The organism is Bradyrhizobium niftali, assembly GCF_004571025.1.
Lineage (GTDB): Bacteria > Pseudomonadota > Alphaproteobacteria > Rhizobiales > Xanthobacteraceae > Bradyrhizobium > Bradyrhizobium niftali.
Genome location: NZ_SPQT01000002.1, coordinates 478,362 through 502,652, shown reverse-complemented (window position 1 = coordinate 502,652; position 24,291 = coordinate 478,362). Strand labels below are relative to the sequence as shown.

Below are 24,291 nucleotides of genomic sequence, written 5' to 3'. Positions count from 1 at the left end.
GTTAACCGACCGACCCTTCGAGCGAAATCGAGATCAGCTTCTGCGCTTCCACCGCGAACTCCATCGGGAGCTGCTGGAGCACGTCCTTGACGAAGCCGTTGACGACGAGGCCGACGGCCTCTTCCTGCGAAAGACCGCGCTGGATGCAGTAGAACAGCACGTCCTCGGAGATCTTCGAGGTCGTCGCCTCGTGCTCGAACGTCGCCGAGGAGTTCTTGGCCTCGATGTACGGCACGGTGTGCGCGCCGCATTTGTCGCCGATCAGCAGCGAGTCGCAGGCGGTGAAGTTGCGCGCGCCGGTTGCCTTGCGATGCGCGGTCACGAGCCCACGATAGGTGTTCTGCGACTTGCCGGCCGCGATGCCCTTCGAGATGATCCGGCTCGACGTGTTCTTGCCGAGATGGATCATCTTGGTGCCCGAATCGACCTGCTGGTAGCCGTTCGAGATCGCGATCGAATAGAATTCGCCGCTCGAGTTATCGCCGCGCAGGATGCAGCTCGGATACTTCCAGGTGATGGCGGAGCCGGTCTCGACCTGGGTCCAGGAGATCTTGGAGCGGTCGCCGCGGCAGTCGCCACGCTTGGTGACGAAATTGTAGATGCCGCCCTTGCCTTCCGAGTTGCCCGGGTACCAGTTCTGCACCGTCGAATATTTGATCTCGGCGTCATCATGCGCCACGAGCTCGACCACGGCGGCATGCAGCTGGTTCTCGTCGCGCTGCGGCGCGGTGCAGCCTTCGAGATAGCTGACGTAGGAGCCCTTGTCCGCGATGATCAGCGTGCGTTCGAACTGGCCGGTGTTGCGCTCGTTGATGCGGAAATAGGTCGACAGCTCCATCGGGCAGCGCACGCCCGGCGGCACGTAGACGAACGAGCCGTCGGAGAACACCGCCGAGTTCAGCGTCGCGTAGAAATTGTCCGAGGTCGGTACCACGGAGCCGAGATATTTCTGCACCAGCTCGGGATGCTCGCGGATCGCCTCCGAGATCGGCATGAAGATCACGCCGGCCTTCTTCAGCTCCGCCTTGAAGGTGGTCGCAACCGAAACCGAGTCGAACACCGCGTCGACCGCGATCTTGCGGCGGGCCGGGTCTTCCTCGCCCACCTTGGGCTCGACACCTTCGAGCATGGCGACTTCCCGCAAGGGAATGCCGAGCTTCTCGTAGGTCTTCAGGATCTCCGGATCGATCTCGTCGAGCGAGCTGATCGTCTTCTTCGGCTTCGGCGCCGAATAGTAATAGAGGTCCTGGAAGTCGATCTTGGGATAGTCGACGCGCGCCCAGGTCGGCTCGGTCATGGTCAGCCAGCGCCGATAGGCCTCAAGCCGCCACTGGAGCATCCAGGCGGGTTCGTTCTTCTTCTCGGAAATGAACTTGACGGTCTCTTCCGACAGCCCCTTGGGGGCCTTGTCGGACTCGATCAGGGTCTCAAACCCATAACGATACTGATCGACGTCGATGCGCTTCACGCGCTCGACCGTCTCTTGCACGGCTGGCATTCTATCCTCCGCTCGCGGTTTCAAGGACCGCGGTGGATCAAAGTCGGACGACTATTACGATGTTTTCTGGCCGAAAGCACGCGCTTAGAACCGTTCAAGCCGTGTTTCGTCGCTTACTCTCTAAGTAGGGTATTACCAAGCTTTCGCCAAGCCTCTAACGCCCTATTGATGTCGTCCGGTTCCGTAGACCAGCCAAGACTGAGGCGCACCGCTCCCTGGGCGACCGCCGGGTCGAATCCCATGGCGGACAGCACGTGGGACGATTGGACCTTGCCCGAAGAACACGCCGAGCCGGAGGAGACCGCGATGCCTTCGAGGTCGAAGCCGATCACCGCCGTCTCGGCCTTCAGGCCGGGTGCGGTGAACAGGATGGTATTTGGCAACCGCTCAGTATTGTCAGAGAAGATCGTCGCTCCGGCGATCGCCCGGATGCCATTTTCCAAGCGATCTCTGAGGGTTGCCATCCGCTTTGCATCCTCCGGCAAAGCCTGAAGCGCGGCCCTTACCGCCGCGCCGAAGCCGGCAATGCCGGCGACATTCTCGGTTCCGGCCCGGCGGTTGAGCTCCTGCCCGCCCCCTCTGAGCAACGGTTCCACCCCGGAAACCCCCTCCGCCACGACCAGCGCGCCGATGCCCTTGGGCCCGCCGATCTTGTGTGCAGAAAAGGTCGCAAGGTCCGCGCCTACCGCGTTAATATTGAACGCAATTTTGCCAAGTGCCTGGATCGCGTCGACATGCAGGAGGCCCCCTGCGTCGTGAACGATCCCGGCGGCTTCCGCGGCCGGCTGGAGCGCGCCGGTTTCGTTGTTGGCCGCCATGATCGACACCAGCGTCGGTGGGCCGTCCTTCAGCAACGCCGTGAGATGGTCGAGATCGACCACGCCGGCACGCGTCACCCTGATATGACCGACCTTGTCCGCCGGGAACCGGCCGCCTGCCAGCACCGAGGCATGCTCGACGGCAGAGACCAGCAGGCGTTCGACGGGGCCGCCGGACGGTCCCCGCAGACCAGGCGACAGCGCCAGCGCATTGGCCTCGGTTCCGGCGGAGGTGAAGACGACATTCCGCGGCAGGGCGCCGACAGCGCTCGCCAAAGTGGAGCGCGCTTCCTCGACGAGGCGTCGCGCCTCCCGCCCCTCAGCATGGACCGAAGACGGATTGCCGACGAGGTCATAGGCCGCGACCATCGCCGCCCGCGCCTCGGAGCGCAGCGGCGTGGTCGCATTCCAGTCGAGATAGACGCGGGTCGGCATGTGGCCCTCTTAGCACCTTTTGCCATCGCGCCAATCGGAACCCGGCGCAGATCAGGCCGGCTGCTCTCGCGCGATCCCGGCCGCGGAACGGGTCTCCATCCGCAATCCGAACAGCGGACGCAGCCAGGCGATCCGGCGCGCAATCTCGTAGCTGGCGAAACAAGTGAGCGCGGTGCCGGCAATTACGATTGCGGCCTCGCTGCCGGCTGACAGTCCACTGTCCCGCAGCGCGTGCGCAATCACGATGATCGCGGTCTGATGCACGATGTAATAGGGAAAGATCGCATCGGTCAGATAGCGGCGCATGGGGCTATCGGCCGTCAAATGGCGTCGCGCAAAGCCGAGCACCGCCGCCATCGCCAGCCATTGGTAGCAGCCATAGACCGAGCCGGCGAACCATCTCAGCATCGACGACCGCGGGAACAAGCCGGCATAAACGAGGACGAAGGCGGCGAAGCAGGCGGCTGCAAGCGTCAGCGCCGCCCACCGATGCCGCTCGATGTCGCGCCAGATGCCGTCCTGCCGTGCGAGCAGGAAGCCGATCAGGAACGCGGTCGCATGGTCCGCGTGGTTGTACCAGTCGCCGAACAGCGCATGCGTCGACGGGAAGACCGGCGACAGAAACAGCCGCCAGGCTGCAAACAGCAGGCACGGCAGCACCAGCAGCCATGGCCCGGCGAGCACGGCCGCCACCCTCTCGCCGATCCAGTCCGCGGCCGCCGGCCACAGGGACAGCACGCCGACCAGGGCCATGGTGTAGACCCACAGATAGACCACGAACCAGAGATGGTTCCAGGTCGGCAGCACGATGCAGGGGTTCGGACAGAATTGCGAGCCGAACGCCAGGTAGTGGTGGATGTAGAAATCGACGAAGCCTTGGGGATAGCCGAGGCTCTCGACGATCTGGAGGTAGGATTGCGGCGGCACGATTACGAGCATGCCGAAGATCAGCGGGATCAAGAGCCGTGCCGACCGCGCGCGGGCGAAGGCGGCGAGCCCGTACTTTCCCAGCATGAAACGGCTGGCGACCCCGGAGACAAGGAACAGCAGCGACAGCCGCCATGGATTGAGCACCAGCATCACCGGCTCGAGCCAGGTCAGCCGGTGCACGCTCTTGATGTGAAACCCCCAGGACACGTAGAGCATGCCGACGTGGTAGAAGATCAGAAGCCCGAAGGCTAAGATCCGCACCCAGTCCAGATCGACGCGTCGTTCCGGGGGTGAGAGTTGCTGCGGTGTTGACATGGTTTTCTGCTCCTTGACGGGACGACAAACGCGGTTTTGGGGCCATGGCTGACACCGAAAATGCCCGACAAACGGAGCGCGTCGAGCCGGTTCGGGATCAGGATCGGACGCGAGGGGATGAGACGCCGCCGGCTGGGACGAGCGGCAGGCCTTTCGGGATCAGCGGCGGCGACTGGTCCATGTTCGTCGCGATTGCCGCCGTCGCTCTCGCGATCGGAATCGTCAACGCGCTCTCAGGGGCGCAGGACGCCGCCTGGCGCGGCGACGGCTATGACGTCGGCCGGCGGCTGTTCTGGGAGATGTCGAGCGTCGCCGTCATCCTGTTGCTGCTGCCGATACTGGTACTGGCGGTCCGCCGCATGCGCCGGACACCGGGCCTTTCCGCGCAGGTCGGAATCGGAGCGATCGCCCTGCTCGGCTTCTCCACCCTTCACGTCACCGGCATGGTCTGGATCCGGAAGCTCGCGCTCTGGCTCGCCGGGAGCACCTACGACTTCCACTTCTCGCTTGCGACGGTCCTGTACGAATTCCGCAAGGACGCCGTGGCCGTTGCCCTGATCGGCGGCACGCTCTGGCTGTTCGAAAGCCGGCGTGAGCTCAAGAATGCCGCATTCGCCGCTCTGTCCCGGCCGACCGCCTCGCAACAGCCGCTGTCCTCCGATCTGATCTGGCTGCGGGACGGCACCAGCCGCATTCGCGTTGCTCCGCGCGACATTCTCTGGGTCGCTTCTGCCGGCAACTACATCGAATACAGCCTCGCCGACGGCACCCACCACCTGATCCGGGGCACGCTCGCGGGCGCGGAAGGCGAGCTGGCGCGCTTCGCCATCGTTCGCGTACATCGGACCAAGCTTGCCAATCTCGAACGGGTGACCGGCGTGGACCTCAAGGCTTCGGGGGATTTCGAGCTCACCTTCGACACCGGGCAGACGCTCGGAGGCAGCCGGCGCTACCGCCCGGCTGTGGCTTCGCTCGGAGGCCGCATTGCGCCGGCGTAAATCGTTGCCGGGGATTGGCGCTCGATCCATAAATAATCATGATTCCAATCGGTTGAGCGGCACGCCGGGCGGCGCTTGTCGGCGCTTCGCTGGAGGCTGATTGCGGCCTGTCACCTGCGGCACGCTGCAGATAGCGCGGCGATGACCGGCTAAGCTCTTGAGTGCATTGGGAGATGTCGAAGAGGCTTGCTTTTTGACCCTTGCCTCGTGTTAGAAGGCGCGCGTCAGTTCAGCGCACTCGCGCATCATCCGAGGGCGCCTCTTCACCCATCATTCGTGCTTTCGTCGGCGAAAACGGCTGATGGAGCCACAATCGGTTGATTGTGCAGGGATCACCTCTAAGGGACTCAATCAGAGACCGTCATGCCTGAAGTCATTTTCGCCGGCCCCGCTGGCCGCCTCGAAGGCCGCTATCACCCGGCCAAGCAGAAGAACGCGCCGATCGCGATGATCCTGCATCCGCATCCGCAGTTTCACGGCACGATGAACCATCAGATCGTGTACCAGTGCTACTACGCCTTCGCGCATCGCGGCTTCTCCGTGCTGCGCTTCAATTTCCGCGGCGTCGGCCGCAGCCAGGGCTCGTTCGACCACGGCACCGGCGAATTGTCGGATGCGGCGGCCGCGCTCGACTGGGCGCAGACCATCAATCCCGAAGCGCGTGCCTGCTGGGTCGCCGGCTTCTCCTTCGGCGCCTGGATCGGCATGCAGCTTCTGATGCGCCGTCCCGAGGTCGAAGGCTTCATCTCGATCGCGCCGCCGGCCAACCTCTACGACTTCTCGTTCCTCGCGCCCTGCCCGTCGTCGGGCCTGATCGTGCATGGCGAGAAGGACGCGGTGGTGCCGCCCAAGGACGTCAACACGCTGGTCGAGAAGCTGAAGACGCAGAAGGGCATCGTGATCGACCAGCAGGTCATCCCCGGCGCCAACCACTTCTTCGACGCCAAGCTCGAGCCGCTGATGGAAACCATCACGGCGTATCTCGACATGCGCCTGGCCAACGTGCGCTGAGATTGACATGGCCGCGTTCGTAGCCCTGCTGCGCGCGGTCAATGTCGGAGGCACCGGCAAGCTGCCGATGACCGAGCTCAAGGCGATGTGCGAAGAGCTCGGCTTCGCCGCCGTGCGCACCTATATTGCGAGCGGCAACGTCGTCTTCACCAGCCGCAAATCAGAAGCCGCGATCAAGAGCGCACTCGAACAGCGCCTCCACGCCTACGCCAGTGCGCCGGTTGGCGTACTCGTGCGCAGCGCCGCCGCAATGGCGCAAGTCGCGGCCGACAATCCCTTTCCGAAAGCCGCGCCCAACCGCACGGTTGCGATCTTCCTCGACAAGGCCCCGCCCGCGGATGCGCTGTCCGGGATTCGCGGCCAGAAGAACGAGGAGCTGCGCCTCGGCCGCCGCGAGATCTACGTCCACTACGGCGAGGGCATGGGGACATCGAAGCTCGTCATCCCCGCCGCGAAAACCGGCACCGCGCGCAACATGAACACGATCGCGACGCTGGCGAAGATGGCCGCGGAGCTCTAACGCGTCTGGCGCGCCGGAGATCAATTCACGCCTGTGTTCTGGAGGACTTCTGTCCCGGGGTAGCTCAAGATGAAATTTGCCGTCGTCACATATGGCACCGAGGGCGATACGCGCCCTATGGCCTTGCTGTGTAGGGCCCTGGTGGATGCCGGCCACGAAGCCCATCTGCTCGCTGACGCCGCTACGTTGGGCTACGCTGCTGACTTGAATATCACCACCACAGCGCTCGCCGGCGACATACGCGCCATATTGCTCCAAGACGCAACGCGCGAAGCACGGCGCGGTGGTTTCACCGAGACCGCCAGAGCTTTTGCGCGTCTCGCCGCCACAAATTCCGAAGCTTGGCTCCGCACGACAACCGCAGTTGCGCAAGGGTGTGACGTCATTGTTCTTGGCGGGCTCGCAGCGTTTATCGGACTTTCCGCCGCGGAGGCGTTACGGGTGCCCGCAATCGGCACCGGCCTCATCCCAATCACGCCGACCAGCGCATTCGCTTCTCCCTTCCTGCGCCCCGGCGCCGTGCCTCGTTTCGTGAACAGAGCGAGCCACAAGCTGATCAATGCGTTGATCTGGCGCGCCTTCAAGCCATCCATCAACGCGGCCCGCGCCGCGGCGTGTGGTTTGCCTGCTCGCCGACATCTGTGGAACGAGCATCCGATGCTCTACGGAATCTCCCCCAGTCTCGTGCGGCCGCCCGCCGACTGGCCCCCAAACGCAACGGTCTGCGGTCAATGGCTTGCGCCCGTCGCCGAGTGGATCCCGCCGAAGGACTTGTCTGAATTCTTAGCTGCCGGCGAACCGCCTATCTATCTTGGCTTTGGAAGCATGGCGGCCCTGGGCGGGCCGAGCCTGATGACACAAGTGCTGGAGGCGCTTCGGGGGCGTCGGACGTTGCTGTACCCTGGTTGGGGCAATGTAGACGCGGCTGATTTGCCTGCGAATGTCCATCTATTGGCAGAAGCGCCACATGGCTGGCTGTTTCCCAAGACAAGCCTGATCATCCATCATGGTGGCGCAGGCACAGCACATGCCGCCGCCCGCGCCGGCGTTCCCTCCGTCGTCGTTCCGTTCGCTGGTGACCAATTCTTTTGGGCTGAGCGATTGCTGCGGGTGGGCGCCGCACCAGCGCCAGTTCCGGCCAAGGGACTGAGCGCTGACCGGCTGTCCCTCGCCATCTCCGAAGCAGGTAAGAGCGCCATGCGCGACAATGCGGCCGTACTCGGCGCATCAATTGCCAAAGAGGATGGATTGACGGCGGCCGTCGCGGCCATTGAGGCGTTGACGAAATCGGCGCTTACATCAGGTGGCGTATCTCGAGCTGACTATGTCTGAGATGGGTTGTGACCCTCACAGCGGTCTCGGCGACGCGTGGTGATTGGGCGCGAAGGATTCGGTGGCCTGGCCTGCGCCTTGCCGGCGCTCAAAAGCATAAGTGGCGCCAGACGATGCCGTAAGAAAAGTGCCGGCCGCACCGATGCCGGATGGCGACATCGGCATAGTCCCTAGGCGGCAAGCTTGAGCAGATGGGCGTCGTGGCGCACGAGGAAGGCGCGGAGCAATTGCGGATAGTCCGCGCCGACGGCGCTCCGCACGCTCGGACGCTTCGCAAGCTCGGCCCGCCACGCCCGCACCTTCGGCACATTCGTGAAGATGCCGTGCTCGGTCAGTTCGTCGAACAGGTCAAAATAGCGGAAGACGGGTGCGAAGACCGCGTCGACCAGGCTGAACCGTTCGCCGGCGAAGAACGGACCTGCGCTTAGCGCGACTTCCACACGTGCGAACTTCGCGACGAGCGCCTGACGCTTGCTCTCGAACGTCGCCGGATCCGTCGTCGTCTCCAGGCCCCAGAGATCGCCAAGGATCGCCGAGCCGAACTCCATCCAGGCGCGATGCTCGGCGCGCTTCAACGCATCCGTCGGATGCAGCTTGAGGCCTGCTTGCGTCTCCTCGATGTACTCGCAGATCACGTTGCTCTCGAACAGCGCGACCTCACCCTTGTCGGTCGTCACAACCAGCACCGGCACCTTGCCGAGCGGCGACAGCTTGAGAAACCAGTCGGGCTTGTTGGCGAGGTCGATGTCGACCCGCTCGAACGGCACGCCCTTCTCCTTCAGCGCGATCACGGCGCGCTGCACATAGGGGCAAAGCTTGTGGCTGATGAGTTTCAGTGAAGCGGTCATGGCGCGATCCTGGAGATTATATGCAACTGCGTCCAATATAGATGCACTTGCATTAATCCGTCAAGGTCGATGCATTTGCATGAACGCTCGAGATTAGCGAGGAAGCTTCGAGTTTGAGTTTGAGTTTGCGGGAGGCGAACAGTCCGCGTACCCCGGACAAGCGCAATCTTTGCAACTGCACCTCTCGCCTTCCAGATGGTGATACCCGATCGGATGTCCGCAATGGATACAGTCCCCCGGGGCCGTTGAAAGGCGCCGCAGGCGGGAATCTCCTCCAGAATCCTTCACTTCCGATCCCCCTTGCGGCCCGCCAGCGCTCGATCATCTCAGGGCCGCGCGATCACCCCGCCCGTCATCGGCATCGGCACGCCTGTGGTCGCCGGATAGGACAGCGGCAGGCCCTTCAAGCCGCGCGCGGCGAGGAAGCCGAAGGCTTGCGCCTCGATGGCGTCGGAGGCCCAGCCGAGCGCCTCGGCGGGCTCGACGGTGGCCGAGCCCACCCGCTCCCGCAGCATGCGCAGCATGGTGAGGTTGCGGGCGCCGCCGCCGCAGACGATCCAGCTGCGCGGCCGCCGCGGCAGCAGCGGGATGATGCGGGCGATCGCCGCCGCGGTGAAGGCGGTGAGCGTCGCCGCGCCGTCGGCCGGCGAGACATCGCCGAGCTTCAACGCGGCAAAGTCGTTGCGGTCGAGCGATTTCGGCGGCGGCGCCGCGAAGAACGGCAGCTCCAGCGCCCGCGCGATCCAGGCCTGGTCGGCCGTTCCGAGCGCGGCGAACTTGCCCTCCGCATCGAACGCCTGGTTCATGGTGCGGTACATGAAATCGTCGAGCAGCGCATTGCCTGGCCCGGTGTCGCAGGCGATCAGCGTGTCGTTGCCGTCGATATAGGTGATGTTGGAGACACCGCCGATATTGACCACGACGATCGGCCCTTCGCGCGCCAGCGAATGGGCCAGTGCCCGGTGGTAGACCGGCACGAAGGGTGCGCCCTGCCCGCCGGCCGCGACGTCGGCGGCGCGGAAGTCGTGCATCACGGGGATATGGATCGCCTTCGCCAGCGCCGGCGCATCGCCGATCTGCACCGTCAGCCGCTTCTCGGGCCGATGCAGCACGGTCTGGCCGTGGAAGCCGACGATGTCGATATCCTCCGCTTTCATCCGGTTCTGGGCGATGAAGGCGGCCACCGCCTCCGCGTGCGCCAGCGTCACCGCGCGCTCGGCCGCGGCCAAAATCCCGGGCCGGGCATCGCGCTGCGGCAGGTGCACGGCTTCGCTCAGCGCCTGACGCAGCAGGTTGCGCTCCGCCGGGCTGTAAGGCCGGTAGCCGGACGGTCCGAACCCCTTCACCAGCTTTCCGTCGGTTTCGATCAGCGCGACATCGACCCCGTCCAGCGAGGTGCCGCTCATCAAACCGAGTGCCGTCAACATCATGGATCAGCGTCCTCAATACCCCCCTCTGGCATGCCGATCTTGTGCCAGAGGGACACATCTTATAATGCCTCAGCGCCAAGTGGCGGGCGGCAATCGAGTTCCCACGGTAGATCCTTAAATTGCCCCCAAAACAGTAAACCAAGAATTGTCAGGCACGCCGACAAATGACTGCATTTAAATCGGATTTCCTCCACACCCTGCAGGAACGTGGATTTATCCACCAGTGCTCCGATTTCGAGGGGCTGGACGCGCTCGCCGCCAAGGGCGAGGCGACCACCTATGTCGGTTACGATTGTACCGCCCGCTCGCTGCATATCGGCAACTACCTGACCATGATGATGCTGCACTGGCTCCAGCAGTCCGGCAACAAGCCGATCACGCTGATGGGCGGCGGCACCACCATGGTCGGCGATCCCTCCGGCAAGGACGAGACCCGCGCGATGCGCACCGTCGCCGAGATCGAGGCCAACAAGGAATCTATTCGCGGCGTGTTCGCAAAGGTGCTGCGTTACGGCGAAGGCAAGAGCGACGCCGTCATGCTCGACAATGCGGAGTGGCTGACCAAGCTGAACTGGATCGAGATGCTGCGCGACGTCGGCCGGCACTTTTCGGTCAACCGCATGCTGACCATGGACTCCGTGCGGCTGCGCCTCGAGCGCGAGCAGGAGATGAGCTTCATCGAGTTCAACTACATGGTCTGCCAGGCCTACGACTTCGTCGAACTCGCCAAGCGCACCGGCTGCAAATTGCAGATGGGCGGCTCGGACCAATGGGGCAACATCATCATGGGCGTCGATCTCGGCCGCCGCATGGGCACCCACCAGCTGTTCGCACTGACGACGCCGCTGCTGACCACGGCCTCCGGCGCCAAGATGGGCAAGACCGCGCAAGGCGCGGTGTGGCTCAACGCCGACCAGTTCTCGCCGTACGACTTCTGGCAGTACTGGCGCAACACCGAGGATGCCGACGTCGGCAAATTCCTCAAGCTGTTCACGACGCTGCCGATGAGCGAGATCAAGAAGCTCGAGGCGCTCGGAGGCTCGGAGATCAACGAAGCCAAGAAGGTGCTTGCGACTGAGGCGACCGCGCTCTTGCACGGCCGCGACGCAGCGAATGAGGCGGCTGAAACCGCGCGCCGCACCTTCGAGGAAGGCGCGCTCGCCGAAAGCCTGCCGACGGTGGAAATTCCGCGCGGCGAACTCGACGCCGGCCTCGGCGTGCTCAACGCCTTCGTCAAGGCGGGCCTCGTCACCTCCAACGGTGAGGCGCGGCGCCAGATCAAGGGCGGCGGTCTGCGCGTCAACGACGAGCCCGTCACCGACGAGAAGATGGTGCTGTCACCAGCCCATCTGACGCCGGAGGGCGTGATCAAGCTGTCGTTCGGCAAGAAGAAGCACATCCTCATCAAGCCTGCATAGGCGTATGAGCTTTTCGCTGCTTGTCAGGGCGCGCCGAAGCGCGCTCCCTGACCGGCAATGGACCAGAACACGCCCAGGAAAACGACCGCGGAAACGTCCAAGAAGGATATCGCGGCGACGCCGGAAGGCGCCGTGCGCATCGCCCTCACCGTGCTCGCTCTGTGCTTCACACTGGCCGTGCTGGGCCGTGGGCTCGGCGACAGTTTTACGGTTTTCCTGAAGCCGATCTCGGAAAGTTTTGGCTGGGACCGCGCACAGATCGTCTCGGTCTATTCGCTCACCTGGCTCGCGAGCGGTCTCACCGCCCCCTTCGTCGGACGGCTATTCGATCATTCCGGACCGCGCATCGTCTATGCGCTCGGGCTATCGCTGCTGGGCGCGGCGTTCCTGATTGCAGCGCACGCACAGCATCTGTGGCAGTTCCAGCTCTCGATCGGCCTCTGCGTCGGCATCGGCGTCGCCTTCATCGGCATCGTGCCGAACTCGATCCTGCTCGGTCGCTGGTTCGGGCCGCGCCTGCCGACCGCGATGTCGGTGGTGTATTCGGCGATGGGCGGCGGCGTGCTGGCGCTGCTGCCGGCCTCGCAGCTCCTGATCGACCATCTCGGCTGGCGCGGCACCTATCAGCTGTTCGGCTTTGCAGCATTGGGGCTGCTGGTGCCGCTGCTGCTGCTGCCGTGGCGACTGTTCGCCTCGGGCTCGCCGCATGTGGTGAAGAAGACCGATCCTGATTTCGTCGACAACGGCTGGACGCTTCTCGGCGCGATGCGCCACCACGCCTTCTGGGCCCTGTTCTCGACCTTCTTCTTCACCGCCGTCGGCATGTATGCGATCGCCGCGCAGATCGTGGCCTATCTGATCGACGCCGGCTTTCCGCCGCTCCAGGCCGCGACGGCCTGGGGCTTCTCCGGCGTCGTGCTGGTGTTCGGCATGTTGGGCGTCTCCGCGCTCGACGGCCTGATCGGGCGCCGGCCGTCCGTGCTGTTGAGCTACGCGATCTCGATCCTCGGCATCGCCCTGCTCTGGCTGCTGCAATACCTCCCCAACATCCTGGTGCTCTCCGGCTTCGTCGTCTGCTTCGGCAGCATGATGGGCTCGCGCGGCCCGCTAATCAGCGCGACCGCGATGCGGATCTTTCAGGGCAAGCGGGTCGGCACCATCTACGGCACCATCTCGATCGGCAGTGGCCTTGGCTCGGCGTTCGGCTCCTGGAGCGGCGGCCTGATCCACGACGCGACCCACGGCTACAACGCGTTGCTCGCCTTCGCACTTGCGAGCGTGGTGCTCGGGATGATTCCATTCCTGGTTGTCCCTGCCTTGCGGCGGTAGGTATGTCCGAGGTAACCTGCACCCCTCCGCGCCACCGGGAAATTACGGGCGCGCGCGACATGGCCACTCGCGAATAATCCGAACTCGCCGGGCTCTGCGGCGTTTTGTCCGACATGACGAAAAAGTCAGCGCGGATTGCGCGCCTACGGCTTGCAGGGTGGAACCGAATGCGATTCAAGTCGCTTGGGAATTGTGGATGGAAGGGCGCAAATTATGAACTTCAACTATCTCTCTCGCTATCAACCGGCCCTGCTGAGCCTGTTTCGTTTCATCACCGGACTGCTGCTGTTCCAGTATGGCATCGCAAAACTGTTCAAGTTTCCGGCGCTTCCCTACTTCGCCGACATTCCGCCGCTGATCTACGCGGCCGGCACGCTTGAGCTGGTGCTCGGCGCGGCCCTGATGCTCGGCCTGTTCACGCGGCTCACGGCGTTCGTCCTGTCGGGCGAAATGGCCTTCGCCTACTTCATGGGCCACATGCTCAAGACCGGCTCGCCGGTGTTCCTGCCGCTGCTCAATGGCGGTACCGCCGCGATCCTGTTCTGCTTCGCCTGCCTCTATCTCTCGGCAGCCGGGGGCGGCTCGATCAGCGTCGATGCCGTCATAGGCAAGGAGAGCGACGCATCGGATGGCGCTTACGCCCGGCGCTGACGCGCCCGAGGATCGACCCGCAAGCAGGACGGCACCCGCAGATCTGCCGGTGCCGTCCTAGCGCGCCCCCAGCAAGTTCCAGATGAGAACGAGGGCCGCGACGAGCAGCACGGACATGATGATGCGATGAACGAATCGATTCATTGCAGGTCCAGTCAGGCTCTGTAGCCACCAAAGTCCAAGATCGATTTTCTCCGGCACATGAACCGGCGCCTCCCGGCGCACGGCGATTTGCCTGCACGGTTCCGCACAAGCCTGCGAACGCCGTTCGGCGCGGCAGGCCGCCGCATACCTCCATTCATGATTGGTAAGAACTTCATGCTACCGGTGCGAGCAATAATAACCATTCCGTAGAGGCTGCGATGAGGCTGCTGAGTCATCTGAAGATCCGCACCAAGCTGGCCAGCATGGTCTGCCTCGCGGCGCTCACGGTCACGGCCATCATCGGGGTATCGACCGTCCTCAGCAAGAGCCGCATGATGGAAGACCGCGTCCAGCTGATGCGGACCGCGGTGGAGCTCCTCTACAACTACGCGCAATCGCTCCAGGACGAGGTGACCGCCGGCAAGCTGACGCAAGCCGAGGCCAAGTCCCTGTTCCACCAGCGCGGCCGTCGCATGAGCTTCAATGGCGGCCAGGGCTATCCGGTGGTCTACAATCAGGACACGTCCCTGGTGGTGAACGGCGCCAATCAGCAGCTCGAAGGCAAGATCACGGGCACCAAGGACTCCAATGGCGTACTGATCGCCGACGCCATTCTCAAGGCCGCCGATCAGGCTGCGCCGGGCGGCGTGACCTCTTATCTCTATCCGCGCCCCGGCCAGACCGAACCGGTCCGCAAGACCGTGTTCGCGCGCAAATTCGCGCCCTGGAACGTGACCATCAGCTACGGGCTCTATGTCGACGACATCGACGCCGACGTGCGCGCACTGACGCTGGAGCTGGCCGTCATCGGCGTCGGCCTGATGCTGCTGATGGCGACGCTGTCCTGGCTGATCGCCCGCGACGTGCTCGGCGCGCTCGACCGCCAGAAGAACCGCATGCAGCAGATTTCCGAAGGCGCCATCGACAAGCCGGTCGAGGAGACCGACCGCGGCGACGAGATCGGCCGCATGGCCGAGACGCTGGAAGTATTCAGGCAGACGGCGCTCACGGCGCGCACGCTCGAGGCCGAGCAGGTCGCCGCCAAGACCCGCAGCGAGCAGGAGAAGCGCGATGCCCTGATCGCGCTGGCCGACCGCTTCGATGCCTCCGTCGGCCAGCTCGTCGGCCTGATGGCCTCGGGCTCCGGCGAGCTCGAGACCACCGCCAAGTCGATGTCGTCCACCGCGGAAGGCACCAACCACCGCGCCGCATTGGTCGGCTCGGCCGCCACCGAAGCCAGCCAGCGCGTCCAGACCGTCGCGGCGGCCGCCGAGGAGCTCTCCTCCTCGATCACCGAGATCAGCCGCCAGGTGGCGCAATCCGCCGAGGTGACGGGGCGCGCCGTTGACAGCGCCCGCCGCACCGACACCATCGTGCGCGCACTCTCTGATGGCGCCCAGCAGATCGAGCACGTCGCCGAGCTGATCTCCAGCATCGCGGCGCAGACCAATCTGCTTGCCCTCAACGCCACCATCGAGGCCGCGCGTGCCGGTGAAGCCGGCCGCGGCTTTGCCGTCGTTGCATCCGAGGTGAAGTCGCTCGCCAGCCAGACCGCGGAGGCCACCCGCGAGATCGGCGACAAGATCGCCCAGATCCAGGGCGCGACCAAGGAGGCCGTGGACGCCATCGGCGGCATCACCGCCACCATCGAGGAGGTCAGCCGCATCGCCACCTCGATCGGCGCGGCCATCGAGGAGCAAGGCGCCGCCACCGCCGAGATCGCGCGCAGCGTCTCGCAGACCGCGGAGGCGACCAGGGAGGTCACCACCAATATCGGCGGCGTCAGCACCGCAGCCAACGAGACCGGCAACGCCGCCGGCATGGTGCTCGCGGCAGCCAGCAGCCTCTCCAAGCAGGCCGAGCAGCTCTCCGGCGAGGTCGGCACGTTCCTCGCTGGCGTCCGCGCGGCGTAAACTGCACAGAAATTCTACGCGATCGTCGTCATGCCCGGGCTTGTCCCGGGCATCTACGTTCTTGGTGGGGCGTGGATGGCCGGGACAAGCCCGGCCATGACGCCGGAGAAAGAAACCTCGCGTCTACCGCCTCGCGAGGCTGCAACCGCTCGACAGCGGTCTTGCTGATCCGGTCGGGCTGTCGCCGGATTGTGCCGACGGCAACTGCTCGTCGAACGGCGTGTTCTGCTTGCCGGTGTTGAATTCGAAGATCTTGCGGAACAGGCCGGGCGCCATCGCCGAGATCGGATTGACGCGCATCACGGGCGCGGCCGGCGTGCCGACGACCTCATAGGTCACGCCGATCAATCCCTCGTTGTTGCCGCCGCCGAGGAAGATGCCGAACAACGGGATCTGGCCGAAGATGTTGTTGACGCCGTACACCGGCACGAAGGTACCGCTCATGCACACCTGGTTGCCGGGATAGTCGATCGAGCCTTCGATGGTGCCGCCGATCATCGGTCCCTTGACGACGCCGTCGCGGATCGTGAGCGCGCCGTTCTGCCGGGTGAACTCCGCTCGCAGCGCCGTGAAGGCCACGCCGCTCTGCGCGCCATTGGGACCGCCCGCCGCGACGCGATCGAGCTGATCCATTCCCTTGACCGTGAAGTCGCGCACATTGATCAGGCCTTCCCTGGTCGTAGGCTCCGACGTCGGCGGCTCCATCGCCACCACCATCTGGCCGCCGAAGACCTTGTTGGTGGTGTCGGTGAAGCGCAGCAGCGCGCCGGCATCGTTGGTCTGGAGATAGATCACCTCGCGGGCACCCTGGGCGCGGCCGCCGCGCAGATCGGCCGCCACCGGCGTATCGCGGCCGATCTTGCCGCTCAGCGTGAAGGCCTTGATGGCACCGCTCCGCCGCGACATCTTGGCATCGACACTGCGCATGGCCTCGCCGTTGAAGCCGGCGACGGCGCCGAGCTTCACGTCGATGTCGAAATCGACGTTCTTCATCTTGCTCTTGGCATCGTCCTTGGAATTGCCTGAGATCGCCGACTTCAGAAAACCGCGGCCGTCGAACACGTCGCCGCGCATCGTGCCGCGGACCACGCCGTCCTGGTTGCGCTCGACCTTCAACGACGCCTTGTCGCCGTCGGACGGCGCATAGACCGGGAAGTTCGCGTTCATGAGGTCGCCGTTCGGATCAACCTCGAGCGAGCCCTTGATCGAGGCGCCGCCGCCTTCGATGACGATGTCCTCGAAGCGGGTCGATTGCCCCGTCGGCACCACCTTGAAGCTGGCCTTGCCCGATTTGCCGGGCAGCTTGACCCAGCCCGGAAGGATGTTGTCGAGCTTGACCGAGGTCAGGTCGGCCTCGATCCCGAGCTTCGTGGTCTGGTCCGCGCCGCCCGCGATCTTGCCCGAGAGCTTGATCGGCAACGAGCCGCTGACGGCGGGGCTGAGATCGAAGCCGAGACGCGCGCGGCTCGCATCGTCCAGCGTCGCCTGCAAGCGGACATCGGCATCGCCCTCGGCCGGCTTGCGATAGTCGAGCGAGGCCGCCTGCCCGTTGATCTTGACGTCGCCCTTGACCTGGTAGCCCTGGTTGCTCGCGACGATCTTCAGGCTGTTGGCCTCCAGCTTCTGGTTCATCACCAGCTTGTCGGCGGCAAAGCCGTTGAGGTCGGCGGTGACGGCGTAGGTGGTGTCGGCCTTGGTCAGCTCGCCCTTGACCGGCAAGCCGAGCTGGATGTTCGCCGAGAACGTTCCCTTGCTGGTGTTGGGATCGACGACGGTCGCCGACAGATCGCTCAGCCGGTCATTGGCGAGCATTTCGGCCGCCGCAGGCACCGGTCCGTCGACGCGAAACCGGGTGCGCGACGGCGACGGTTTGGGCGCCATGTCCGGCACCTCGAAGACGAAGTCGGAGATCGTGACCTTGCGGCCGGCGGGCGTGTCGGCAATGCCCTGCCCGATGTTCACGGTGGCGGTGCGCCCGGTCACGCGCGCCTTCAAATCGGCATCGTGCACCACCGGCATGCCGTCCACCGGGCGGACCGCGACGCCGCTCGCCACGATGTTGACCGAGAGACCGTCGTCAGGAATGGGCGGGCCCTTGCGCGGAAGGTTCCTCGTCGGCGAATTGACGCCGATCTCGATGCGCTGGAGCGTGCCGCGTTCGATCCGATCGATCACCCATTCGCGCAACTCCGGAACGACGAGCGTCGGCCACATCCGCTTGAGCGCGGAGGCCGACATCGGCGTTCCCGCAAAGCCCAGCGTGAGCCGCGGCTCGCCCGAATAGTCGATGGCGCCGGTGCCGGCGACGCCGATCTCGCCGTTGCTGATATCGGCCTGCGTCAGCAGGAGGCGCTTGTGGTCGGTGTCGAAGCGGAAGCCGATCGCAATACGGTTGAAGACGAGCGGCGGCTCGTTGTCGATGCCGCCGAGCAGGATCGATCCGCCGCTGAAGCCGAGCTGCCAGTCGTTGACGTTGCCGTTGGGCGGCTCCAGATGCGCCAGCAGCGTCAGGCGGTTCGCGCCCGAGAGAATCTTGAACGGTGCGACCAGCACGCGCCGGTTGGCGTCCCACTCGACATTGATCTCGGCCGTGTCGATCGCCATCGGATAATCGGGCGTGTCGGTGTCGATGATGTTGCCCGCGCCGACCATGACCTTGCCGCGGAAGAAGGTCGGCACGCCGTCGCGGCCGAGCTCGCCCTTGAGCTCGCCGGTCAGCGGCAGGTCGGCGGTATAGGTGAGATCCTTGACCCGCAGCGCCAGCAGGATGTTGGCGGTGGATACCTTGTCGGCGCGGATGTCGACCGAGCGCACACCGTTCTCGGCGGGGCCAATCGTGGCACGCAGCGACCACGGGCGCGCGCCCTCCTCGCCGAGGCTGAGCGCGACGCCGCCACGGCTCGGCCGGCGCAGGCTGAGCGTGATGTTCTCGAACGACCATTTACTGCCGCGCTGCTGATCGTCGACGATCAGATTGCCGTTCTTCAGACCGATCTCGTTGAGGTTCTGGCCGTCGAGGCCGGTCATGCTCAGACTGTCGAGCCAATCGAGGCCCTGGAGAATGCCGCTCTGCGCAGTCGCCTGAGGCGCCGCCTGGGATGCGTCCGGGCTTGCCGGCGCGGTCGCGAACGGCGGCGGGGGCACGCCATTGCGCGGGAATGTCGGCGGCAGGCCCGCGTCCTTCTTGGAGGCCACGCCGGTGGCCAGCGGTTTTGCGGTGTCACCGGCCGAGACTGTGACGGTGCCGTCCGGCGCGATGCGGATCGCGAGTTCGGCATCAACGAGATTGAGGCTTTCCGCGCGCAGGTGCCCCATCAGCAGACCGGCACCCGACAGTTTCACCTCGGCCTTCGGCGCGGTGGCGACGATGGCATGGTCCTGGTCGCGCACGATGATGTCGCGGATGCGCACGGCGATACGGATTCGCCCGGCCCGCTCGATCTGGGTGCCGCCGACCTCGACCGTGTTGCCGTGACCGATGTTGTCCTCGATCGCCGCCGCAAGCCAGGGCGTCGCGATGTCGAGATTGATCGGGCCGGCGCCGAGCCGCCACCACAGCGCGCCGAAACAGCCGACGAAGATAACGACGAGGGCGCCGACGACGATGGCCATGCGCTTCAGCCAGCGACCGCCGCCCAGCCAGCTGCGCAGCGATCCGATCCCGTCGCCGAAGCGATGGAAGCCCGAATTGGAACGCGACAACAGCCGGCGCGCACGATGGCCCGCCGCTGCTTCCTGATCCGGGTCCCAGTCGGCGTCGTCCCATTCCTGCGGCTCCGAATGACCGCCGCGCCGATCGAAATCCCGATTGTAATCCTGGGGCGACTTATTCCTTGCCATTGCCTCTCGATACAGGCGCCCATCGTGGGATTGAGCGCCGCCGGGACCGCAGCCGTCGACGGGGAGCGAACGCCCCTGCGCCGGCATTGCCGCCATACCTCGAATGTTCCTGCTGTTCGTCATTTCGCCCCGGGAGCGCGTTCAACGAGCAGTGGGGTGGTGCGTGGAATTCCTTGTAACCATACTCCGGCGCCATCAAACTTGCCCAGCCGAGGGCGCGATTCCGGCACACTGGACGAGAGCTGCAATACCGCTTTGGTTGACCCGCCGAAAGCGTCGAAAGGAAGGCGTATGTCCAAGAAATCCCAAAAGAAATCGTCCAAGACGCCCTCCGGCATTGCAGCGGCTAAAAAGAAGGCTCCGAAAACCCGGGTAACGACTCAAACAAAGTCCGCGAAAACACAGCGGACACCGGCAAGCAAATCAACCGCGAGCATAGCAAAAGCAGCATCGCATGGCGCCGCATCGAAACAGTTAAATTCCTCCAGATCGGCCCCCGCGTCCGCGGCGAAGCCGGTCCTGACCGAGGGGCAGAAGGCCCCCGCCTTCCGCCTGCCCCGCGACGGCGGCGGCGCCGTCACGCTGTCGGATTATGCCGGCCGCAAGCTCGTTCTGTTCTTCTACCCCCGTGCCGACACGCCCGGCTGCACCAGGGAGGCCATCGACTTCACGCGCCTGGCCGACGCCTTCACCGCGGCCGGTACGGCGGTGATCGGGATTTCCGCGGATTCGTTAAAGGCCCAGGAGAAGTTCCGCGACAAGCACAGCCTCGGCGTTCCGCTCATCTCGGACGAGAAGCACGAGATGCTGGAAGCGTATGGCGCCTGGGGCGAAAAATCCATGTACGGCAAGAGCTTCCTCGGGATTCTTCGCACCACGGTGCTGGTCGGAAACGACGGCAAGGTGGCCAGGATCTGGCGTAACGTCCGGGTCGACGGCCATGCCGATCAGGTTCTGGAAGCGGCAAGAAGTCTTTAACCAGTCCTTTAAATACGACTGTTCCCATTTCCGGAAAATTAACCATGACCGGCCCAGATTGCTGCGGCAATTAGGCCGTACGGACTCATCCGACCGGCGCGGGAGTGCCGATGTCGAAAAGTTCTGCCCAATACTCGCAGTACCCCCAACATCATCCTCACGACCACGGACGGCCTCTGCATCGCCGTCCCGCCGCCGCCGCAGCGGCAATCGCGCTCCCCCTGCCCGCGACCGATGATGCCTACACCATCGTCCATGCCGGCAAGCAGGTGCGCTTCGGGCCCGTGGTGTTCTGGATCGTGGTTGGCACCGTCGTGCTGCTCGGGCTCTGGTCGGCCGCGACCGCCACGTACTTTGCCTTTCGCGACGACGTCCTGACCCGGCTGATCGCCCGCCAGGCCGAGATGCAGTACGCCTATGAGGACCGCATCGCCGAGCTGCGGGCCAAGGTCGATCGCACCACCAGCCGGCAGCTGCTCGACCAGGAACAGTTCGACCAGAAGCTCGACCAGATCATGAAGCGTCAGACGGCGCTGGAGTCTCGGGCCACGGCGCTCGGGGCCATGCCTGACGTGACAGGCTCGATTCCCCGTTCGACCCCGCAGCGTGGCGAGTCCGGCCAGAGCACAACGCAGGGCACGCCGAAGCCGTCGCCGATCAGCGACACCGTGATCTTCGTGGCGCCGCCGGATCGCGAAGCGCGGCTCGAGTCGCGCGCGCCGGCCGTCATGGCCCCACAGGCCAATCAGTTCGCCAAGAACCAGGGTTTTGACAATGTCCTGGTCCGCCTCACGACCTCTCTCGATCAGGTCGAGCGTCGCCAGATGGCGGCGCTCAGCGCCGTCGAGGAAGGCATGGATTCGCGCATGCGCCGGATGCGCGGCGTCGTCAGCGATCTCGGCCTGAACCTCGCCAGTCTCGAAGCCGCCGTTCCGCGGACCGCGATGGGCGGGCCGTTCGTGCCCGTCAAGCTGACGGCCAATGCCGGGCCGTTCGAGAAGCAGCTCAATCGCATCAACGTCAGCCGCGCCGAGATGGATCGCCTCAATCGCACGCTGGCGCTGGTGCCCTATCGCAAGCCCGTCATCGGCGAGGTCGAGTTCACCTCCGGTTTCGGCGTGCGCAGCGATCCGTTCCTGGGCCGGCCGGCGATGCATACCGGCCTCGACTTCCGCGCTGCCACGGGCGATCCGGTCCGCGTCACCGCCAACGGCAAGGTGATCTCGGCCGGCTGGTCCGGCGGCTATGGCCGCATGATCGAGGTCGATCACGGCAACGGACTTGCGACTCGCTACGGCCATCTCTCCGAGATCAACGTCAAGGTCGGCGAGGTCGTGAAGATCGGCCAGGTCGTCGGTCTCGTCGGCTCGACCGGCCGCTCCACCGGTCCGCATCTGCACTACGAAACCCGCATCGACGGCGAAGCGGTCGATCCGCAGAAGTTCCTGCGCGCGGGCGTGCGCCTCAGCGCGGGCTAGCCCGTTACGCCTGACTACTGGCTGCGCTCGTGGCCGACTTCGCCGGTGATGACGTCGCCGAACAGCTCCCAGGCCTGCCCGTTGAAGCGCATCAACTGCATCTGCTCGATCGGGAAGTAATCATCGGACGAGGTGTTGACCATGATGCCTGGCAGCATCAGGTCGGTGTGGAAATCCTTCAGGTTCGCGGCCTGCTTCATGACGTTCTCGCGGGTGAGATTGTCGCCGCACTGCTTGAGCACCTGCGCCATCGCCTCCGCCTGCACATAGCCATAGACGTTATTGGAGTTGGCCTTGTCGCCGTCTGGATAATACTTGTCCATGAACGCGCGCCATTCCACCACGGCCGGGTCCTTGTCCCAGGTCGGATCGGTCGGGTCTTTCAGATAGACGGTCGAGATGATGTCCTTGGCGTATTCGAGCCCGGCGGGCTTGAGCACCGAGGCAACCGAGGTTGCGGTGTTGGCGAGAAAGAACTTCGGCTTCCAGCCGAGCTCGCCGACTTTGCGGATTGCCTGCGCCGACCCTTTCGGCGCGGCCCACGAGAAGAAGATGTCGGCAGCGGAATCGTGCAGTGCGACGATCTGCGAGTCGATCGAGGGATCGCTGACCTCGTAGGACTTGTCGGCGATGATCATGCCGGCCTTGTCGCCGAGCCCGTCCTTCAGACCCTTGAACTGGTCCTTGCCGGCGTCATCGTTCTGCCAGAACACCGCGATCTTGCTGTCGGGGAAATGATCGCGGATGTATTTTGCGTAGATCCGCCCCTCGCTCTGGTAGTTGGGCTGGAAGCCCATGGTCCATGGAAAGTTCCTGGGGTCACCGAACTTGGTGCCGCCGGAGGCGACGAAGAGCTGCGGCACCTTCTTGGCGTTCATGTATTTCATGATTGCCGAGTTCGAGGGCGTGCCGAGCGGCTGGAAGATCAGCAAGACCTCGTCGCTCTCGATCAGCTTGCGCGCCTGCTCGATCGCCTTCGGCGGCGAATAGGCATCGTCATAGCTGATGAAGTTGATCTTGCGGCCATTGATGCCGCCCTGGTCGTTGATCATCCTGAAGAACGCGGCCTCGGTCTTTCCGATCACGCCATAGGACGAGGCCGGCCCGCTATAGGGCATGATGTTGCCGATCTTGATGTCGGTGTCGGTGGCGCCGGGGTCGTACTTCTTCTGCGCAAAGGCCGGTGCCGTGACCAGCACTCCGGCAGCGAGCATGGCGAGGGCAGCAAGGCTCCTGCGACGACCCGGCATCGTTCTCTCCCCTGTGTTTTGTAGTCTTGTTTTGCGGAGAGTGTCGCAAGCAGGCTTGCCGCTGGCAAGCGATACGATTTTCCGCGAGGTGAAACGGTGGAGCGAGACCTTACGCGACGCGCTGCAGCATCCTCAGAGCGCGCCCGTCGATCACAAGCAATGCGCTGCCGATGACGATGGCGCCCGCGATCTCGCGCGCGGAGATCGGCTCGCCCAGCACAAGCCATCCCAGCAGGATGGCGGTGACGGGAATGAGCAGCGTCACCAGCATGACATTGGTCGCGCCCGAACGCCGCAAGACCTGAAAGAAGACGATGTAGGCGAGCGCCGTTGAGAGCGCGGCAAGGCCGAGCACCGCGAGCCAGGTTGTGAGGCCCGGCATCGGCAGATGCCATGGCTGCTCCATGACGCCGGCGACAACCGCCATCATCACCGTTGAGGCCATCAGTTGGAACGTCGCCGTTCCAAGCGGAGCCGAGTCCTTCAACAGCCGCCGCGCCGCCAGCGCCGCAAAGCCGTAGCTGCACGCGCCACCGAGGCAGAGCAGAATGCCGAACCCCTGCCCCGGCCGCGTCTCGATGCCCCATCCGCGCAGGATGACCACGCCGACGACACCCAGAACCACACCGGCGACACGCCGCACCTGCAAGGCTTCCTCGCCTGCCATCGCCATGACGATCACCGTGAACAGCGGCGTGGTGGCATTCAGGATCGAAGCGAGGCCACTGGGAATGAAGGTCTGGCCGATCACGATCAGCGAGAACGGAATGACGTTGTTGAGCAGCCCGATCACGACGAACGGCTTCCAGCCGGCGGCGCCCTTGGGAAAGCCGATCCCATGCACGCGGAGCAGCGGCAGGAGAATTGCTGCCCCAAGCGCCACGCGCAGCAACACCAGGGTGAGCGGCGGCAATTCCCGCAAGCCCGCGCCGTTGAAGAAGAACGAGCCGCCCCAGAGGACCGAGAGCACGGCGAGCAGCGACCAGTCTCGCGCGTCGATCCTGTAATCGTTCGGGGGCATGGCGTCTCACATCGGCAGTTGACCTCGCCTAGTACGGCGCGACGCGTTTTGCCACCCGATTTCCGATGAGGTTTGGAATTCCCGTGTTCAGAAGCAACAGGGCGAACGAGGCTGCCCCATGTTGATGCGAGCGG

Annotated in this window: 18 protein-coding genes; 10 read left to right on the top strand and 8 right to left on the bottom strand. The window is 64.7% G+C overall.

Annotated features, from left to right (window positions below; all coding sequences use genetic code 11):
* Position 1: 1 nt before the first annotated feature.
* The 3 genes from sufB to E4K65_RS07585 all read right to left on the bottom strand — a co-directional run bounded on the left by sufB (position 2) and on the right by E4K65_RS07585 (position 3,996).
* Positions 2-1,498 carry a Fe-S cluster assembly protein SufB gene (gene sufB / locus E4K65_RS07595; protein WP_027542611.1) on the bottom strand — a complete coding sequence of 499 codons (1,497 nt, stop codon included), beginning with the start codon at positions 1,496-1,498 and terminating at the stop codon, positions 2-4.
* Between the two features lie 113 nt (positions 1,499-1,611).
* The gene (locus E4K65_RS07590; protein ID WP_135173592.1) at positions 1,612-2,751 is read right to left on the bottom strand and encodes a cysteine desulfurase family protein; all 1,140 of its coding nucleotides are present in this window, start codon (positions 2,749-2,751) and stop codon (positions 1,612-1,614) included.
* Between the two features lie 51 nt (positions 2,752-2,802).
* Positions 2,803-3,996: an acyltransferase family protein gene (locus tag E4K65_RS07585; protein WP_135173591.1), complete on the bottom strand. Its 1,194-nt coding sequence runs from the start codon at positions 3,994-3,996 to the stop codon at positions 2,803-2,805.
* A 179-nt stretch (positions 3,997-4,175) separates the two neighbouring features.
* Between E4K65_RS07585 and E4K65_RS07580 the strand changes: the two genes are divergently transcribed.
* From E4K65_RS07580 to E4K65_RS07565, 4 genes are all read left to right on the top strand, one after another.
* Positions 4,176-4,994: a LytTR family DNA-binding domain-containing protein gene (locus E4K65_RS07580; protein WP_235885523.1), complete on the top strand. Its 819-nt coding sequence runs from the start codon at positions 4,176-4,178 to the stop codon at positions 4,992-4,994.
* Between the two features lie 363 nt (positions 4,995-5,357).
* Positions 5,358-6,005 (top strand): alpha/beta hydrolase, encoded by a 648-nt coding sequence (locus tag E4K65_RS07575; RefSeq protein WP_008143006.1) that lies wholly within the window; start codon positions 5,358-5,360, stop codon positions 6,003-6,005.
* Between the two features lie 7 nt (positions 6,006-6,012).
* A complete protein-coding gene (locus E4K65_RS07570; RefSeq protein WP_135173589.1) occupies positions 6,013-6,525 on the top strand; it encodes a DUF1697 domain-containing protein in 513 nt (170 codons plus the stop codon).
* Positions 6,526-6,594: 69 nt separating this feature from the next.
* Positions 6,595-7,857: a glycosyltransferase gene (locus E4K65_RS07565; protein ID WP_135173588.1), complete on the top strand. Its 1,263-nt coding sequence runs from the start codon at positions 6,595-6,597 to the stop codon at positions 7,855-7,857.
* A gap of 170 nt (positions 7,858-8,027) precedes the next feature.
* Here the strand turns inward: E4K65_RS07565 and E4K65_RS07560 are convergent, their stop codons facing one another.
* Together E4K65_RS07560 and E4K65_RS07555 are read right to left on the bottom strand one after the other, a co-directional pair.
* Positions 8,028-8,705, bottom strand: coding sequence for a glutathione S-transferase family protein (locus tag E4K65_RS07560; RefSeq protein ID WP_135173587.1), 678 nt, complete (start codon positions 8,703-8,705; stop codon positions 8,028-8,030).
* A gap of 326 nt (positions 8,706-9,031) precedes the next feature.
* A complete protein-coding gene (locus tag E4K65_RS07555) occupies positions 9,032-10,135 on the bottom strand; it encodes an anhydro-N-acetylmuramic acid kinase (RefSeq protein ID WP_135173586.1) in 1,104 nt (367 codons plus the stop codon).
* A gap of 164 nt (positions 10,136-10,299) precedes the next feature.
* Between E4K65_RS07555 and tyrS the strand changes: the two genes are divergently transcribed.
* The 4 genes from tyrS (at position 10,300) to E4K65_RS07535 (ending at position 15,590) form a co-directional block, all read left to right on the top strand.
* Positions 10,300-11,553 (top strand): tyrosine--tRNA ligase, encoded by a 1,254-nt coding sequence (tyrS, locus tag E4K65_RS07550; protein WP_135173585.1) that lies wholly within the window; start codon positions 10,300-10,302, stop codon positions 11,551-11,553.
* A gap of 57 nt (positions 11,554-11,610) precedes the next feature.
* Positions 11,611-12,882 carry an MFS transporter gene (locus E4K65_RS07545; RefSeq protein WP_135173584.1) on the top strand — a complete coding sequence of 424 codons (1,272 nt, stop codon included), beginning with the start codon at positions 11,611-11,613 and terminating at the stop codon, positions 12,880-12,882.
* Positions 12,883-13,095: 213 nt separating this feature from the next.
* The gene (locus E4K65_RS07540) at positions 13,096-13,533 is read left to right on the top strand and encodes a DoxX family protein (protein WP_135173583.1); all 438 of its coding nucleotides are present in this window, start codon (positions 13,096-13,098) and stop codon (positions 13,531-13,533) included.
* Positions 13,534-13,895: 362 nt separating this feature from the next.
* Complete coding sequence (locus E4K65_RS07535; protein WP_135173582.1) at positions 13,896-15,590, top strand: methyl-accepting chemotaxis protein; 1,695 nt, start codon at positions 13,896-13,898, stop codon at positions 15,588-15,590.
* A gap of 123 nt (positions 15,591-15,713) precedes the next feature.
* Here E4K65_RS07535 and E4K65_RS07530 read toward each other — a convergent pair whose 3' ends face one another.
* Entirely contained in the window at positions 15,714-19,517 is a 3,804-nt protein-coding gene (locus E4K65_RS07530) for a DUF3971 domain-containing protein (RefSeq protein ID WP_167770651.1), read from the bottom strand.
* A 204-nt stretch (positions 19,518-19,721) separates the two neighbouring features.
* Between E4K65_RS07530 and E4K65_RS07525 the strand changes: the two genes are divergently transcribed.
* Together E4K65_RS07525 and E4K65_RS07520 are read left to right on the top strand one after the other, a co-directional pair.
* Entirely contained in the window at positions 19,722-20,408 is a 687-nt protein-coding gene (locus E4K65_RS07525) for a peroxiredoxin (RefSeq protein WP_135173580.1), read from the top strand.
* A 110-nt stretch (positions 20,409-20,518) separates the two neighbouring features.
* The gene (locus tag E4K65_RS07520) at positions 20,519-21,886 is read left to right on the top strand and encodes a M23 family metallopeptidase (RefSeq protein ID WP_209312044.1); all 1,368 of its coding nucleotides are present in this window, start codon (positions 20,519-20,521) and stop codon (positions 21,884-21,886) included.
* Between the two features lie 14 nt (positions 21,887-21,900).
* Here the strand turns inward: E4K65_RS07520 and E4K65_RS07515 are convergent, their stop codons facing one another.
* Positions 21,901-23,136, bottom strand: a complete 1,236-nt coding sequence (locus tag E4K65_RS07515; protein WP_135173578.1) for an ABC transporter substrate-binding protein — start codon at positions 23,134-23,136, stop codon at positions 21,901-21,903.
* 109 nt (positions 23,137-23,245) lie between these two features.
* Entirely contained in the window at positions 23,246-24,157 is a 912-nt protein-coding gene (locus tag E4K65_RS07510) for a DMT family transporter (protein ID WP_135173577.1), read from the bottom strand.
* Positions 24,158-24,291 lie beyond the last annotated feature (134 nt).